14 protein-coding genes are annotated in these 14,820 nt (G+C 64.0%); 7 read left to right on the forward strand and 7 right to left on the reverse strand.

Annotated elements, in window-relative coordinates:
• The first annotated feature begins 23 nt into the window (after nucleotides 1-23).
• Together GA0004734_RS19050 and GA0004734_RS19055 are read left to right on the forward strand one after the other, a co-directional pair.
• Nucleotides 24-692 (forward strand): DUF2161 domain-containing phosphodiesterase, encoded by a 669-nt coding sequence (locus tag GA0004734_RS19050; protein WP_092936968.1) that lies wholly within the window; start codon nucleotides 24-26, stop codon nucleotides 690-692.
• Nucleotides 693-764: 72 nt separating this feature from the next.
• Nucleotides 765-1,373, forward strand: a complete 609-nt coding sequence (locus GA0004734_RS19055; RefSeq protein ID WP_092936970.1) for a pyridoxamine 5'-phosphate oxidase family protein — start codon at nucleotides 765-767, stop codon at nucleotides 1,371-1,373.
• A 6-nt stretch (nucleotides 1,374-1,379) separates the two neighbouring features.
• Here the strand turns inward: GA0004734_RS19055 and GA0004734_RS19060 are convergent, their stop codons facing one another.
• On the reverse strand, nucleotides 1,380-2,081 hold the full coding sequence (locus tag GA0004734_RS19060; RefSeq protein WP_092936972.1) for an SDR family oxidoreductase: 702 nt from the start codon (nucleotides 2,079-2,081) through the stop codon (nucleotides 1,380-1,382).
• A 142-nt stretch (nucleotides 2,082-2,223) separates the two neighbouring features.
• The gene (locus tag GA0004734_RS19065; RefSeq protein WP_092936974.1) at nucleotides 2,224-3,432 is read right to left on the reverse strand and encodes an MFS transporter; all 1,209 of its coding nucleotides are present in this window, start codon (nucleotides 3,430-3,432) and stop codon (nucleotides 2,224-2,226) included.
• Between the two features lie 112 nt (nucleotides 3,433-3,544).
• Between GA0004734_RS19065 and GA0004734_RS19070 the strand changes: the two genes are divergently transcribed.
• Nucleotides 3,545-4,513: an AraC family transcriptional regulator gene (locus GA0004734_RS19070; RefSeq protein ID WP_092938178.1), complete on the forward strand. Its 969-nt coding sequence runs from the start codon at nucleotides 3,545-3,547 to the stop codon at nucleotides 4,511-4,513.
• 38 nt (nucleotides 4,514-4,551) lie between these two features.
• On the opposite strand, the gene GA0004734_RS19075 is transcribed toward GA0004734_RS19070, so the two are convergent.
• Nucleotides 4,552-6,252, reverse strand: a complete 1,701-nt coding sequence (locus GA0004734_RS19075) for a dihydroxyacetone kinase family protein (RefSeq protein WP_092936976.1) — start codon at nucleotides 6,250-6,252, stop codon at nucleotides 4,552-4,554.
• 271 nt (nucleotides 6,253-6,523) lie between these two features.
• Here GA0004734_RS19075 and GA0004734_RS19080 point away from each other — a divergent pair, with 271 nt between their 5' ends.
• Complete coding sequence (locus GA0004734_RS19080; RefSeq protein ID WP_210173764.1) at nucleotides 6,524-7,687, forward strand: cytochrome b/b6 domain-containing protein; 1,164 nt, start codon at nucleotides 6,524-6,526, stop codon at nucleotides 7,685-7,687.
• A gap of 64 nt (nucleotides 7,688-7,751) precedes the next feature.
• Nucleotides 7,752-8,336 (forward strand): YceI family protein, encoded by a 585-nt coding sequence (locus tag GA0004734_RS19085; RefSeq protein ID WP_092936978.1) that lies wholly within the window; start codon nucleotides 7,752-7,754, stop codon nucleotides 8,334-8,336.
• Between the two features lie 74 nt (nucleotides 8,337-8,410).
• On the opposite strand, the gene GA0004734_RS19090 is transcribed toward GA0004734_RS19085, so the two are convergent.
• A complete protein-coding gene (locus GA0004734_RS19090; RefSeq protein ID WP_092938180.1) occupies nucleotides 8,411-8,866 on the reverse strand; it encodes a BA14K family protein in 456 nt (151 codons plus the stop codon).
• Between the two features lie 175 nt (nucleotides 8,867-9,041).
• Here GA0004734_RS19090 and GA0004734_RS19095 point away from each other — a divergent pair, with 175 nt between their 5' ends.
• Entirely contained in the window at nucleotides 9,042-10,163 is a 1,122-nt protein-coding gene (locus GA0004734_RS19095; protein WP_092936980.1) for a hypothetical protein, read from the forward strand.
• A gap of 42 nt (nucleotides 10,164-10,205) precedes the next feature.
• On the opposite strand, the gene GA0004734_RS19100 is transcribed toward GA0004734_RS19095, so the two are convergent.
• A complete protein-coding gene (locus tag GA0004734_RS19100) occupies nucleotides 10,206-11,108 on the reverse strand; it encodes a DMT family transporter (RefSeq protein ID WP_092936982.1) in 903 nt (300 codons plus the stop codon).
• Between the two features lie 122 nt (nucleotides 11,109-11,230).
• Here GA0004734_RS19100 and GA0004734_RS19105 point away from each other — a divergent pair, with 122 nt between their 5' ends.
• Nucleotides 11,231-11,977 (forward strand): ArsR/SmtB family transcription factor, encoded by a 747-nt coding sequence (locus GA0004734_RS19105; protein WP_092936984.1) that lies wholly within the window; start codon nucleotides 11,231-11,233, stop codon nucleotides 11,975-11,977.
• Here GA0004734_RS19105 and GA0004734_RS19110 read toward each other — a convergent pair.
• Nucleotides 11,925-14,042: a sensor histidine kinase gene (locus tag GA0004734_RS19110; protein WP_092936986.1), complete on the reverse strand. Its 2,118-nt coding sequence runs from the start codon at nucleotides 14,040-14,042 to the stop codon at nucleotides 11,925-11,927. The two genes, GA0004734_RS19105 and GA0004734_RS19110, sit on opposite strands and share 53 nt — an antisense overlap.
• Nucleotides 14,039-14,782 carry a response regulator transcription factor gene (locus GA0004734_RS19115; protein ID WP_092936988.1) on the reverse strand — a complete coding sequence of 248 codons (744 nt, stop codon included), beginning with the start codon at nucleotides 14,780-14,782 and terminating at the stop codon, nucleotides 14,039-14,041. The genes GA0004734_RS19110 and GA0004734_RS19115 overlap by 4 nt, the downstream gene beginning before the upstream one ends.
• Nucleotides 14,783-14,820 lie beyond the last annotated feature (38 nt).

Here is a 14,820-nt window from a genome sequence, read left to right on the forward strand (position 1 = left end):
CGGCCGTTGCACCGGAACCGATCGTGGAAACCACTCTCTATCTGCCCGTAAAGACATTTCTGGAAAGCTTCGGCTTCGACGTGAAAGGCGAGGTTGCAAGTTGCGATCTCGTCGGCATTCGCGCGGGCGAGCCGGACATTGTCGTCGTCTGCGAGCTGAAGCTGACCTTCAATCTGGAACTGATCCTGCAGGCCGTGGACCGGGCGACCCTCTGCGACGAGGTCTGGATTGCCGCGCGGGTGTCCGTGAAGGGGCGCGGGCGGGAGGCGGACAAGCGCTATCGCGATCTCTGCCGCAGGCTGGGCATCGGCATGCTCGGCGTCGCGGATACCGGCGCCGTCAGCGTCATCGTCAGCGCCGTCTCGCCCATGCCGCGCACCAACACGAAGCGTCGGGCGAGACTGGTCAAGGAACATCGCGCTCGCCACGGCGACCCGACCGCCGGAGGCGGCGCGCGGGCACCGATCATGACTGCCTACCGCCAGCAGGCGCTTCTCTGCGCCGCCGCGATCCGGGCCGGCCGGGTGCGGCCAGTCGAGATGCGACCGAAGGCACCGAAAGCGGCCGCGATCTTGCAGGACAATGTCTATGGCTGGTTCGAGCGCGTCGAGCGGGGGGTCTACCGCCTGACCGAAAGTGGCAACAAGGCACTGGAGCGCTGGCCGCAGATCGAGGATACGGCGGAGGGATGAAGACCGTTTCAGACCCGCCGAAAACTGTCATAAATCGGTGATAGACGAGCAGCGACGGGAAAGGGAGAGACCATGACGACCATCCGCACGATCGACCAGCTTGCCGAGATCTATGACGGCGTTTCGGAAGCGTCCACCGCCAAAGTGACCTCGTCCCTGACGCCGGGATACCGCGCGATGATCGAGGCATCGCCGTTTCTGGCCCTTGCCACCGTCGGGCCGGATGGCATGGACTGCTCACCACGCGGCGATGCGGAACGCGTCGTCCGGGTGCGCGACGACAAGACCGTGCTCCTGCCGGATTGGCGTGGCAACAACCGCATCGATTCGCTGAGGAACATCGTTCGCGACCCGCGCGTCGCCCTCATGCTGCTCGTCCCCGGCTCCAATACGACCATGCGAATCAATGGCGCGGCCACCGTCTCGATCGATCCCGACCTGCTCGAAAGCTTCGAGATGGACGGCAAGCACCCGCGTAGCGTCATCGTGGTCGAGGTCCACGAGGTCTATTTCCAGTGTGCCCGCGCGCTGATCCGCTCCGAACTCTGGAACCCCGCTCGCTTTCAGGACCCGGCCACCCTGCCGACCGCCGGGCAATTGCTGAAAGAAGCAAAGGCGAGCTTCGATCAGGAAACCTACGATCGCGAATGGGCGGCACGCGCCGCCCGGACAATGTGGTAGCGCGTCTCAGAGCGAGCGCGTGATGCCGCCATCCACGCGGATGCTCTGTCCGGTGATGTAGCCGGCACCCTGCGAGGCGAGAAACGAGACGGTTGCCGCGATCTCTTCGCTTTTGCCATAGCGGCCCATGGGAACGCGGTCGCGAAACGCCTCCTTCTCCGGCAGGCTGTCGATGAAGCCGGGGAGGACGTTGTTCATCCGCACGTTGTCGGCGGCGAACTGGTCCGCGAAAAGCTTGGTATAGGCGGCAAGCCCTGCGCGGAAGACCGACGAGGTCGGGAAGACCGGATCGGGCTCGACGGCGCTGAAGCTCGAAATGTTGATGATGACGCCGGATTTCTGCGCGCGCATGATCGGCGCGACCAGACGCACCGGGCGCACGACGTTCATGAAATAGACGTCCATGCCCCGCACCCAGTCCTCGTCGGTGATATCGGCAACGGGCGCGCGCGGACCGTGGCCGGCGCTGTTGACGAGAACATCGATGCGGCCCCAGCGCTCCATGGTCCGATCGACCAGTGTCTTGAGATCCTCGTTCGACTGGTTGGAGCCGGTCACGCCCAGACCGCCGAGCTCTTCGGCCAGCGCCTCGCCCTTGCCGGAGGAGGAGAGAATCGCGACCTTGAAGCCGTCTGCGGCCAGCCTTCGGGCAGCGTCCGCGCCCATGCCGCTTCCGCCTGCGGTGATGATGGCGATCCTGTCGGTCATGGCGTGCCTTTCACATGCTGGATGGTTTCGGAATGTATGCCACTGGATATCGCCCGGGCGAAGCGGTTTTTGCCGGCGATGGGCGTCGTGCCGACATGCGAACGGCGGCATCGCTGCCGCCGTTCGTTTTGTGACGAGCGGTTCAGGCCGTCTGCAGGCGGGTCCGTCCGGCAAAGACGATGACGACCACGCCGAGAAGGGCGGAGATACTGGTGAACCCGAAGACCGCAGCCGCGCCTTGGGTATCGACAAGCAGCCCGCCGAGCACGGCGCCGCTCGAAATCGCGATCTGGAACGTGCTGAGCATCAGCGCGCCCGCACTTTCAGCCTCGTCGCCGGCAGCGCGCGTCACATAGCTCTGTACGCTGACAGGGAGGGCGCCGAAGGCAAAGCCCCAGAGAGCGGTGGTCACGGCGGCGATCGCCGGAGAGGCTCCGAGGAGCGCGAGAACCAGCGCTGTCGCGGCGACGCCACCGGCAGCAAGTGCGATCGAGAGCGAGGTGTTGCGTTCCGAGACGAAGCCACCGAAGATATTGCCGAGGAAGCCGCCGATGCCATAGGCGAGTAGGATCGCCGAGAGGGCCTCCACACCGAAGCCGGGAACGGTCTCAAGATAATAGCGAATGAAGGTGAACCCGGCGAAGTGCCCGGCGACGACGAGAAGCACCGTTAGCAGACCGACGCGAATGGCCGGCCGGCGCAGGACGCCGAGCAGCGTCGAAAGCCCGGCCGCACCCTTTGACGGCATGACGGGAAGGCTTGTGGCCTGCATGATGAAGGCGACGAGGCCGAGTGCGGCGGAGATGCCGAAGGCCGTGCGCCAGCCATAGGCCTCGCCGATCCAGGCGCCGAGGGGCGCCGCACACACGGTGGCAAGTGAGACGCCCGTCATAATGATCGCCATGGCGCGCGGCATGAGCCGACCGGGAAAAAGGCGCATGGCGAGCGCCAGCGACATGGCCCAGAAGCCACCGAGACCGATACCGAGCAGAGCGCGGGACACAAGCAGCATCGGAAGACCGCTGGCAAATGCCGCCATGAGGCTCGACACGATGAGAAGGGCGGTCAGCACCAGAAGCGTCGCACGACGGTCCCATCGGCTGGTTCCGATCACGACGGCCGGGCCGGCAATCGCCCCGACGATCGCCGTCATCGTCACGGATTGTCCGGCGGCGCCGACGCTGACGCCCAGATCCTGCGACATAGGCGTCAGCAGGCTCGCCGGCAGGAATTCGGCCGTCACCAGCGCGAAGACACCGAGAGACAGCGAGGCGACGCCGGACCAGGCCGCCGTTTTGACGTCGTCGGTTCCCGGCACATATTGTACGTCATCATCGACAAGTGCGTTCATTAGCATGTTCTCCAAGAGGATGTGCCCCTATGGTTAGGCGCGACAGGCTGGAGAATCTATGCTATAAAATCCATATCACATGACCATTCGTCCAAAATTGGGAGCCCGTGCCGTGAACGATCCACTGACGGAAATGCTTAAAGGGCTGCGCTTGGATGGCGTGGATTACAGCCGCTGTCAGCCGACGGCCCCATGGGCGACGGCCTTCCCGAAACAGGATGCCGCGCAGTTCCACTTCCTCGCAGCGGGCTCCGCCTTCTTCCAGGGACCTACCGGCGCGTGGAGCGAGCTTTATCCCGGCGACGCCCTGCTTCTGCCCCGCGGCGATGCCCACATCATCGCCAGCGCGCCCGATGTGCCGGCCACCCCGCTCGCCGCCCTGCCCCGCAAGCCGCTCTGCGATGGCATCGTCGAACTGGAATGCCGGGGCTCCAACAGCGGCAACGTGCTGTTCTTTGCCCTGATGCGCTTCAATGTCGATACGCTCCATCCGCTGCTGCAACTGATGCCGGACGTGATGCGGGCCAGCGACCTCGCCGCCAGCGAGCCCTCCATCCGCCCGCTGCTCGATGCCATGCAGCGCGAGGTCGAGATGAACCGCGTCGGTGCCGGCGGCATCCTCTCGCGTCTCGCCGACGTGCTGACGGCAACGCTGATCCGCACCTGGGTGGAGCATGGATGCGGCGACTCCACCGGCTGGCTGGCCGCCTTGCGCAACCCCGAAATCGGCCGCGTGCTGGCGGCGATCCACCTCGATCCCGCCCACGAATGGAGCGTTGACGAACTCGCCCGACACATGGGCGCCTCACGCTCGGGCTTCGCCCAGCGCTTTGCGGAAGTGGTCGGCGAAACGCCCGCCCGCTACGTCGCCCGCATGCGCATGCACCAAGCCCACCAGTGGCTCGGCGAAGGCCAGAGGGTCGCAGCCGTGGCGGAGCGGCTCGGCTACGAGTCCGAGGCATCCTTCAGCCGCGCCTTCAAGCGCATCACCGGCAGCCCGCCAAGCCACGTGCGGGATGGTGCAAAACGCCAGCCGCGGGCGTCCGCAACGGATAGGCTCGGAGTTCCGCAAGGGGCTTGAGCGCCTTGGGGATGCAGGGCGCAGGCATTCTCATCCCGTTAATCGCCCAACCGCGCAACCACGGTCTCTGCACACAGCGCCAGCGAAACCGCACCGGCATCGCGATGGCCGATGCTGCGTTCAGCGAGCGGGCGCGCGCGACCAAGGCGGGGCGTGAGGGCGCGCGTCTCTTCAGCGGCCGTGTTCGCGGCGGCGGCGGCACGGGTCCAGGCCGTCTTCAACGATCCCGTTTCCGCAAACGCCGTCTCCAATATCTCAACGAAGGGCATCAGCGCATCGACCAGCGTCTTGTCGCCGACCTTGGCGCCTCCAAGCCGCGTGACGCCGTTGAGAGCGAGGCGCGCGCCGGTCACGACGGCGGCGTCATCGAGCATGTCGATGTCTGAAAGCGCCGTGCTCCAGGCCCGGAGCAGCACGCCCCAGATCACGCCCGAGGTGCCGCCGGCCCGGTCCGCCCACGCATCGGCTGCCGCGGCGAGGACGCTTCGTGCACCGGCACCCGCCGTGACGGCGACATCAGCCGCCGCTCGGGCGGCCGTCGCGCCGCGGGTCATGCCCTGTCCGTGATCGCCGTCGCCCGCCTGCGCGTCGATCCGACCAAGTTCGGCCTCCGCCTCGTGGAGCACCTCGGCAAGCTTGGTGATGATGCCGGCGATGCAGCGGCCGGTCTCGCGTGAGGCGGCGGACGCCGCGGGAAAGGTCGGTGTTTCCTCCGTCTCCTCAGGAATCGGCTCTGCAAGGGCAGTTTCCTCGCGCCGGACCAGCACAGCCGTTTCGCAAGGGGCGCACCAGAGGCGCTCGAGATCCTTGTCCAGCCAAAGCAGGCTGAGCGAGCAGCCGCGCATGTCGAGGCTCGTCACGAACTCGCCGACCTCGGGACGCACAACCTCCAAGCCCGCTGCGGCCAACCGCGCCGCGACCTGCGGCCAGAGGACGAAGAGTTCTTCGTATTTGGTGGCGCCGAGGCCGTTGAGGACCACGGCAACCTGCGTGCAATCGACGGGGCGCTCCGCCAGCAGACGGTGCGTCAGAAGATCGGCAAGCGCCGCTGCCGGAAGGATCGCGGTCTCGCTGATCCCCGGCTCGCCGTGAATGCCAAGCCCAAGTGCCATCTGACCCTTGGGTACCGTGAACAGCGGCTCGGACGACCCAGGCAGGGTGCAGCCGCCGAACGCGACCCCGAAGGAGACCGTGCGGGCATTCGCATGCTTTGCCACGGCCTCGACATCATCCAGCGACCGGCCCTCCTCTGCGGCCGCACCGGCGATCTTGAAGACGATGAGGTCGCCTGCGATACCCCGGCGGCTCAGATGATCATCGGCCGGCCCGCTCGCGACGTCATCCGTGACCGGAAGCACGCGGACATCGAGACCTTCTGCCCGCAGCCGCTCGGCCGCAGCGCCGAAATTCAGCACGTCGCCGGCATAGTTGCCGTAGCCGAGGAGGACGCCGCCGCCCCGATCCGCCAGCCGGCAGACCCGCGCGACAGCGGCCGTCGAGGGCGACGCGAAGACATCGCCGGCCACAGCGGCATCCGCAAGACCGGGACCGACATATCCGGCAAAGGCCGGATAATGCCCCGACCCACCACCGACGACGACCGCGACCTTACCTTCGACCCGCAGCGTGGACCTGACGACACCCCCCTTCACCGCGCGCACGAAGCGACCATAGACGGCGGCGTAGCCTTTCAGCGCGCTTGCCGCGAAGTCTTCCGGTTCGTCGTAGATCGTCGTCATGTGCATCGTCTCCTCAGCGAAACTGCGTCACGAACTGATCGTGAATACTGCCAATCGCCGGCGCACGCGATACCGATTGGGCGCATTCGTACGAGTCTTTGCCTTCATCTGCGACCGCAGGGTCAAATTAAGGCGGCAGACGCGTTTGAATCGAAAAAATGATCAAGCTGTCGTGATTGTTCGCAAATAGTGAACAGTATGTCTGCATTTGGCCGGGTTCTTTTGTAAGCAATGATATGCTTTGACACGGTAGGACATCGGAGAAGCCCGCGTGAAGCACAACAGTTCGACGGCTTATGGAAGCGTATCTCGCTTCTTCCATTGGGCGACTGCCGTCGTCATCAGCCTCAACATCGCAATGGGCTTTATCGCGCATCGATCGTCGATGGAGGCGGTCGACGCGAAGGTTCTCTACTTCTCGATCCACAAGACCCTTGGTGTTCTCGCTTTCACACTGGCGCTCGCCCGTATCTGTTGGACGCTTTTCCAGCCGCATCCCGCTCCCGTCCACCCGCAGCGGCGCCTTGAAGTTTTCGTCGCCGCCGTGGTTCACTGGATGCTGTACGGTTCGATGCTTCTGGTTCCGCTGACGGGCTGGATCGAGCATGCCGCGACCTCTGGATATGCGCCGATCCTCTGGCCGTTCGGTCAGGATCTGCCGCTGGTGCCGAAGTCGGATGAACTGGCGCAGCGCATGGCGGCGACACATCAGCTTCTGGCCTGGACGCTCTGTCTGGCCGTCGGGCTGCACGTGGCAGGCGCTTTGAAGCATGCCTTGATCGACCGCGACGGCGTTCTCCAGCGGATGACGCGCGGGAAGAGCGCCGGAACGGAATCCGGGCGTGCCGGTTGGACGTCTGCCGTGGCCTTCGGTCTTGCGGCGGTGGCTTTCGCGGGCGTGGTATTCGCCTCGCAGATCGGCCTTCGCGCCGCATCGGCCCCTGCAGCCTCCCTTCAGGCTGCAACATCCGAATGGAAGGTGACCGAGGGCACGCTCGGCTTCAAGGTCAAGCAGATGGGAACGCCGGTTTCGGGCTCATTCTCGGACTGGACGGCCTCCATCGCCTTCGATGAGGCAACCGGAACGGGCAATGTCAAAGCCGTCATCAATCTCTCAAGCGTCACGCTGGGCAGCGTGAGCGACCAGGTGAAGGGTGCTGGCTTCCTGGATACGGCCCAATATCCGCAGGCGTTATTCACCGCCAAGATTCAAACGGAGGGCAAGAACTTCCTTGCGGTTGGAACCTTAAATCTCAAGGGCATAGAGCTGCCAGTCCGACTGCCGTTCACGATGACCATCAAGGATGGTGTCGCCGACATGGCGGGCCAGACGGTGCTGGATCGACGGGATTTCAAAGTCGGCGAAAGTTACGCCGACGAGAAGACGGTCGGCTTTCCGGTCGAGGTCGATATCTCCCTGCGGGCAAAGCGATGAGGCACCGCCTCGCAATTCCATTTCCGTCTGCATTCCGCAGGCGGCATGAACGAAGGATAAGATCATGATCTCCAGAACCAAGTTTGCTGTCTTCGCGTCGGCAATGCTTCTTGCAGGTGCTGCCCATGCAGAGCCTAAGGCCTACACGTTCGATTCCGGCCACAGCCAGGTCGTCTTCTCCTACCAGCACCTGGGCTTCTCAACGACGAGCGGAATGTTCAGCGGCATCACGGGCACCATCAACTTCGATGAAGCCAAGCCAGAGACCTCGACCGTCTCGGTCGAATTCCCGATCTCGTCGCTCCAGACCGGCGACGCCGGACGCGACAAGCACTTCCAGTCGGCTGACTTCTTCGGCGGCGAAGGCAAGGCGCCGAATGTGAGCTTCAAGTCGACCTCGATCAAGGTGACAGGCGAGAAGACCGCGCTGATCACCGGCGACCTGACGCTGAACGGCGTCACCAAGCCGGTCGTCCTCGATACCGTCCTCAATCAGCAGGGCCAGCATCCGATGGAAAACAAGCCGTGGATCGGCTTCAATGCGACCGCTACGGTCAAGCGCACCGACTTCAATCTCGGAATGTTCGCCCCGGCGGTCTCCGACGACGTCGTCGTTCGCATCTCCGTCGAGGCAAGCGCAGCGAAGTAAAAAACAGAAATAGCGCAGACCTCTTGGTCTGCGCCATTTCTAGCCTCGGAACGTTTTCGGCGCCGTTTTAAACCTTAACGGCAAATGCGGCGCGGGCCGGAGTTGGGCTGATACGTGTTATCCGACGCACGGTAGGAACGGTAGCGCGCCGCACAGCTGCTGCGGTTCTGCGAGGCGATCGCGCCGCCGATGATGGCGCCGGCGGCAAGACCACCGATAATCGCGCCATTGTTGCTGTGACGACGGTCATACCGGCGGCCATCGCGATTACGATCGCGACGGTCATAGCGACGATGGTCGCTGTAGCGGTCGCGACGATCGTAGCGGCCGTTGTAACGATCGCTTTTACGCTGGTTGTGCCGGCGAATAATTCGTTTGTCTTCCCGATACTGAACCTGCTGAACGTCCGTCGTGCCTGTGGATACGGAGCCTGCCGATATCGTGACGGGCCGCGCCGGGAAAGCCTGCGCCGGCACAAAGCTGGTCAGTGCGGTGACGAGGGAAATCAGGATAATCGCGAGTTTTTTCATCATGCCTTTTCCATTGGTTATGGATTGGACATAGTGCGTCAGTAGCGCGCGATAAGGCGCATGGCAGCAATCACCCGCGGAACATCATACTGCGGCGTCGGCCATAATACGCCCGGCAATGCGTTATAGCCTCCGTCCGACTGCAACAAAGCGGGATAAGGACTTGAGGATTTCGATGAAGACGTTTCTGCTTCGCTCGGCTGCGGCCGTCATCGCGGTCTTTGCGGCGTCCACGACGTCCGCACAGGCCCAGGGTTTCGGTCCCATAGCGAACTTCATGGTGATGGATGTGTGCACGGGACCCGATGGACACCCGGTCGCCGGCGTCCCCGGAGACAAAGGCTGTCAGCGGCACCGGGATATCACACCGGGAGAAACCCCGCCTTACACCCTTCAGAATTTCCCTGCGCCCACATCCGGCTGTGCGGCGGGACCCGTGTCGAAGATCAATGTTCCGGTCTCCCGCTTCACCGAAACGCGGATCGTCAGCTCCACCCTTCGCCAGACACCCTGCAGCAAAGCGGCCCCTGATGACGATGACGACCTTGAGCGGAACGGTGCGTCGATCCAGTGGCACGACGACGGGTATGGCTTCATCATGGGCAGTTACAGCCCGGTTTCCCTGTCCTCCTTCGAAAGTGATCTCTGCGCCGCAAACAAGGACAACTCCCAGCGCTTCTTTCGCGGCTGGGTCATCGGCCCGGCTGACGTCCCCGCGCTTGGCGCAACGGGGTACGGTGTGTTCCAGACGAAGCTCCAGAAAGGCGCGGCCTCTGCGAATATGGGCGCATGCGCGCTCCGCTATTCCCGCGCCCTGACCACGTGGACTGTCGATAAGATCACCTACACATCCGGTCGCGATCTTGTCTCGGTGGTATCCAGTCATTACTCCCGCGGCGCTTCGGACGGACAGAGCCCGGGCGAGGCGATGCAGATGGAGCAGACGTTCTGGACACGGGAATTCGGACTGTCGCGCTGGGAAAAATGGGCCAGGGAGGACTGGGTTCACCCCCGTTCCGACAAATCCGCGTTGGATCTCGCAGCACAGCTCGCCGCAGCCGGCAGGTGCAGCCCGCCTGTTCATTCACCGATCACGTTCACGCCGGAAATGCAGATTGGCGGCACGGATCACGGAGCGGATATCTACAGCCGGATCATCAGCAATCCCGTCACAGGCGAACAGCATAAATGGGTGATGACGCTTTGCGAGGACTATACCAATATCTCGCCACTGGCTGACGGGGCTAAGGTGCTGAGCCGTGTTTCGACACTCGCCGACGACGGCTATTGGGAATAGGCATCGTTAACATTGCGCCATCGACGAGGAATGGACGCTTTCTCATCGTCCAGACCTCCGGCGGGACGGCATCGTCATCGCGATGACGCTCGCCACCACGAAGACGAGGCCCAGCAAGGCGTTCGGGTTGGGCGTTTCGCCGAGAAACAGTACCCCGATGCCGACGCCGATCGGGACGCGCAGATAGGCCTGCGCCGTGGTGCCGACCGAGCCCAGCCTCTGCAGCAGGGTGAAATAGAGAACGAAGGCAAGCGCCGTCGAGAAAATGGACAAGGCGAGGAGCGCTGCGAGCGACGATATGGCAGGCGCAAGCGTCCAGGGCTGATCGACGAGAAGACTGACGGGCAGCAGGATCACGCCGCCCCAGATGAGGGAGCCCGCCGCCGGCATCATCGGGTCGAGATCCCGAAAGGTCCGGCCGAAGGTCACGGCTCCGCCATAGGCGACAGCCGCGAGAATGATGGCGAGCTGCGCAATGACGCCGGTGCCAAACCCTGCAAGAACGGACGGGCCGACCACGAGGCAGATGCCGAGAAGCCCGAAGGCGACGCCGAACAACTTCGGGGCCGTGACCGCTTCATGACGCGTTATGAGGACGTTGATCAAGAAGGCGAAGACGGGCGTCAGCGAATTCAGGATGACAGCCAGTCCTGCATCGACATGCTGCTCTCCCCAGGCAATCAAAGTGAAGGGTAGCACGGAGTTCAGGACGGCCTGGATGACGAAACGGCGCGTATTGCGGCGATCCCTCGGCAGCTTCAGCCCGCGCAGACGAAGCACGAGCAGAAGCAGACTGCCGGCAATGATCGTCCGTGCAGCGATCAGCGTGATGGGCGGGATCGTGGCAACGCCGATCTTGATGAAGGTATAGGACGCCCCCCAGAGGGTGGCGAGAGCCAGGAGCATTAGAAGGCTTATGGCAAGGCGGGGCGGTTGTTCGGGCATGTCCGGTCCAGGTCGTTGATGTCGATGTGGCAGAGCCTTACAGTTTTCCGGCCGTCAACGCTTCGGTCATCGCCGAAGCATTCGCGCCTGACACGCAGGCGGCAAACTAATAGTCTGCAGCCATGATCGACCTTCCCACCGGCAACATGATCGCCCAGGCGGCCTATCTCATGGGCGACCCCGCTCGCGCCAACATGCTTGCGGCCCTGATCGGCGGCGAAGCGCTGACGGCAGGCGAACTGGCATCTCATGCAGGCATCACACCGCAGACGGCGAGCGGGCACCTCGCAAAGCTTCTCGACGGACGGCTCGTTACGGCCGAGCGGCAGGGACGCCATCGCTATTTCCGGCTCGCCTCCCCCTCCGTCGCGCAAGCGCTGGAGGGCCTGATGGCGCTCTCGCAGATGCCGCTGGCTCTACCGGCAAAGCGCCATGGTCCCCGCGGCGAAGCGATGCGATGGGCAAGGACATGCTATGACCACATGGCAGGTCGCCTTGCCGTGGAGATTGCCGCGAATTTCGAGCAGCGAGGGCTTCTGCAAGGCTCGGAGGGCGTGGGTGTTCTCTCTGACAAGGGACGTCGCTTCTTCTGCGATTTCGGAATCGACCTGGCGACGACCCGCCGTCCGACGCGGCCGATCTGCCGCATGTGCCTCGACTGGAGCGAGCGCCGGCCGCATATGGCGGGACGGCTCGGCACAGCGCTGCTGGCGCGAACGATCGAGCTCGGCTGGGTGATGCGGACGCCGAACAGCCGGACGCTGAAGATCACCCCGACCGGCGATCGCGGCTTTGCAGCCATGCTCGGTCGGGCGCTCACACCGTCGCAGAGCCTGAAAAACCTTCAAAACGCCGATTGGGGAAGGTGAGCGTTACCCGGGTACCCTCGCCCAGTCGCGACTGGATGCTCGCATCTCCGCCGGATTGACGCACGAAGCCATAGACCGTCGCAAGGCCGAGACCGGCGCTTCCGTCCTTCATACGCGTCGTGAAGTAGGGTTCGAAAGCCTTGTCGATCGCTTCCGGCGCCATTCCGATGCCCTCGTCGGAAACGGAAACGACAACGGATGTCCCGTCATGCGTCGCCGAGATGGCGATCTCTCCGCCACTCGGCATGGCTGCTGCGGCGTTCAGGCAGAGGTTCAGCACGGATTGCTCGAAAAGCGACGGGTCGAGATAAACCATCGGCAAATCCGCATCGGTGGACAGCGTAACCCGGCATGCCTCGCCGACGGCGATTTCGAGCACGTCTATCATGCCGGTCAGCACGGATCCGAGATCGATCGAGACGGGAAAGATCTGCTGCTGGCTCGCGACCGACAGCATGCTGGAGGACAGCGCCCGGCCCCGGTCCGCCGCTTTGCGGATACGGTTGAGATGCCGCCTCTGGCGATCGCTCACGCCGTCCTCACGCTCCAGAAGGCCAAGGCTGCCGGTGACGATGCCAATCATATTGCCGACCTCATGGGCGAGCTGATGCGTCATGCGCATGATTCCGTCGAGCCTCAGGGATTTCGCAGCCTCGGCTTCCTGCCGGTCGGCCTCGGTCACGTCACGCGCCAGCAGGACGAAACCGCCGTCCGGCTGGCGCGAGAGCGACACCTCCACCACTTGCCCCTCCTCCTTGCGCAGCCGGAACACGCATGGCCTGCCCGGCCGCTCCGCATCTTCGAGCGCATCCTCGACGCCCTTGGCATCGACATCGGGCAGACCTTCCAGAAAGGCCCGCAAGGGCAGCTTTCGGGACGCACCGCCATGGCCGACGAGCTCGATCACCCGCCGGTTCATCGCCAGCGGCTTGCCCGCGGCATCGAACAGAGCGATGCCCTCGTTCATGCTGCGAAAGATCGCGCGGATCGTCTTGGCCGCCGTATCGGCTTTCCGGCGCATCCGGCTGACGCGGTCGACGCTTTCGCGGAAGGCGCTGAAAGCCTGCACCAGCCGGATCAGTTCCGTCTCGTTGCCGCGATAGCGCGGGACCGCGATGTGCTTCTGCCCGCCGGCTAGCGCATTCATGCCGGCAGAGAGATCGACGATCCCGCGCGAAACCCGCATGACGGACCGGATGGCGAGCGCCGCGATGATCAGCATCAGAAGAGCGGTCACGAAAACGATGCTGAGCAGCCGTTGCAGCATCTGCGAAATCGCCAGCACATCATCGCCGAGCTTTCGCACCACGCTATCGTTCTGCGCCTCGACGGCGAGCGACAGTTCGCGCGAAACCGTGTGGAGGCGCGTGATCGCGGCGCGGATGGAGAACATTTCCCTGAGATAGCGGGTCTGCGCCGCGAAGATACGGCGGTGGGAATCGAGTGCCGCCTGATCCATGCGGACAGGCGCGGCCTCGGCAATCGACAGATCCCGGACATAGCGCCTCTGGAGTTCGCCCAGCTGAAACAGGCTGTCGGATGTCGATGCCGATTGCGCGATGGCGTTGAGGCTGGGCGGCAGGTCGCGAACCGTGGTCATGTCCCGTGTCGCGATCTGGCTCAGCGCCATCGCGGTATCCGACTTGTGCGCCTGCGCCGCCTCGGCATTTTGCAACATGGTCATCGTCTGCTGCCGGATCGCGCCCAGCAGCGCCAGCACCCGGCCATCGGTGGGCGCCGTGACCCGCTCGTGCCGGGGCTGCATCATGCTCATCAATGCCTCGACCTGAGCCAGAACGGCGCGGCTCTCGCTGGAAATGCGATAGGGCGACGTCGCGTTCATCAGGAAGGGTGCGCTGGAAACGAGGTCGGAGACCTGCTTGGAGACGATGGCGGACTTGCCGAGGCTGACGAAGGCCTGCGTGCCATAGGTCGCCATCTCGTTGCGCGCCTTCAGAAGTCCGAAGATGGCGACCGTGGAAATGCCGAGCACCAGCGCGCCGATGAGCAGGATGGCCGCGGGAAGACGAAAGGCGATGGAAGAGAAGAAGGCGCGACGGGTCATCGCTCCGTCTCGTGGCGGGGGACCTCCAGCACGTAGCCGCGACCCCGGCGGGTCTTGATATAGCGCGGCAGTTCCGGGTTCTGCTCGATCTTGCGGCGCAGCCGGAGGACGAGCACATCGACATTGCGATCCACGTAGCGCTCCGTGCCGCTGCCCAGCCGCTCAAGAATCTGGGAGCGGGTGACGGGGAAGTTCGGCGTTTCGGCCAGCAGTTCCAAAAGCGCGAACTCCGCGCCGGTCAGCGTTTTGCCGGGCAGTCCCTCGCATGCGGCGAGCCTGCGTTTCAGATCGATGGTCCAGTCTCCGAGCCGCAACGCGGACGTTGCGGGTGCGAGATCTGGTGCCATCTCCGGTGCGCGCTCGGGCTTCGGCATCAGGATCGAACGGCGCAACACCGCCTTCATGCGGGCGGCAAGCTCGATCGGCTCGAACGGTTTGACGATATAGTCGTCGGCGGCCGTCTCCAGGCCCAGCACGCGCTCGGCCGAGCTGCCGGCCGCCGTCACCATGATGATGCCCACATCCATGCTGCCGCGAATGCGCTGCGCAAATGTGCGCCCGGACGCACCGGGTAGGTTATGGTCCAGCAGGATGAGATGCACGATCTCGCACAACAGGAAGGCCGTCGCCTCCTCGGCCGAACCCGCCACGAACGGCGTCCAGCCCTCCGCCTCGACGAGATCGAACAACAACTCTGCCATATCCGGATCGTCCTCCACGATCAGAACCTTCACCTGCATATCGAAATTCCTCCTGCCGCATCATAGGCTTCAAGGCG

The organism is Rhizobium sp. 9140 (assembly GCF_900067135.1).
GTDB lineage: Bacteria > Pseudomonadota > Alphaproteobacteria > Rhizobiales > Rhizobiaceae > Ferranicluibacter.

Excerpts from the sequence above, each read along its gene's own strand:
- GA0004734_RS19055 (WP_092936970.1), top strand. The coding sequence starts at position 765 with ATGACGACCATCCGCACGATCGACCAGCTTGCCGAGATCTATGACGGC.
- GA0004734_RS19060 (WP_092936972.1), bottom strand. The coding sequence starts at position 2,081 with ATGACCGACAGGATCGCCATCATCACCGCAGGCGGAAGCGGCATGGGC.
- GA0004734_RS19065 (WP_092936974.1), bottom strand. The coding sequence starts at position 3,432 with ATGAACGCACTTGTCGATGATGACGTACAATATGTGCCGGGAACCGAC.
- GA0004734_RS19075 (WP_092936976.1), bottom strand. The coding sequence starts at position 6,252 with ATGACGACGATCTACGACGAACCGGAAGACTTCGCGGCAAGCGCGCTG.
- GA0004734_RS19085 (WP_092936978.1), top strand. The coding sequence starts at position 7,752 with ATGATCTCCAGAACCAAGTTTGCTGTCTTCGCGTCGGCAATGCTTCTT.
- GA0004734_RS19090 (WP_092938180.1), bottom strand. The coding sequence starts at position 8,866 with ATGAAAAAACTCGCGATTATCCTGATTTCCCTCGTCACCGCACTGACC.
- GA0004734_RS19095 (WP_092936980.1), top strand. The coding sequence starts at position 9,042 with ATGAAGACGTTTCTGCTTCGCTCGGCTGCGGCCGTCATCGCGGTCTTT.
- GA0004734_RS19100 (WP_092936982.1), bottom strand. The coding sequence starts at position 11,108 with ATGCCCGAACAACCGCCCCGCCTTGCCATAAGCCTTCTAATGCTCCTG.
- GA0004734_RS19105 (WP_092936984.1), top strand. The coding sequence starts at position 11,231 with ATGATCGACCTTCCCACCGGCAACATGATCGCCCAGGCGGCCTATCTC.
- GA0004734_RS19110 (WP_092936986.1), bottom strand. The coding sequence starts at position 14,042 with ATGACCCGTCGCGCCTTCTTCTCTTCCATCGCCTTTCGTCTTCCCGCG.
- GA0004734_RS19115 (WP_092936988.1), bottom strand. The coding sequence starts at position 14,782 with ATGCAGGTGAAGGTTCTGATCGTGGAGGACGATCCGGATATGGCAGAG.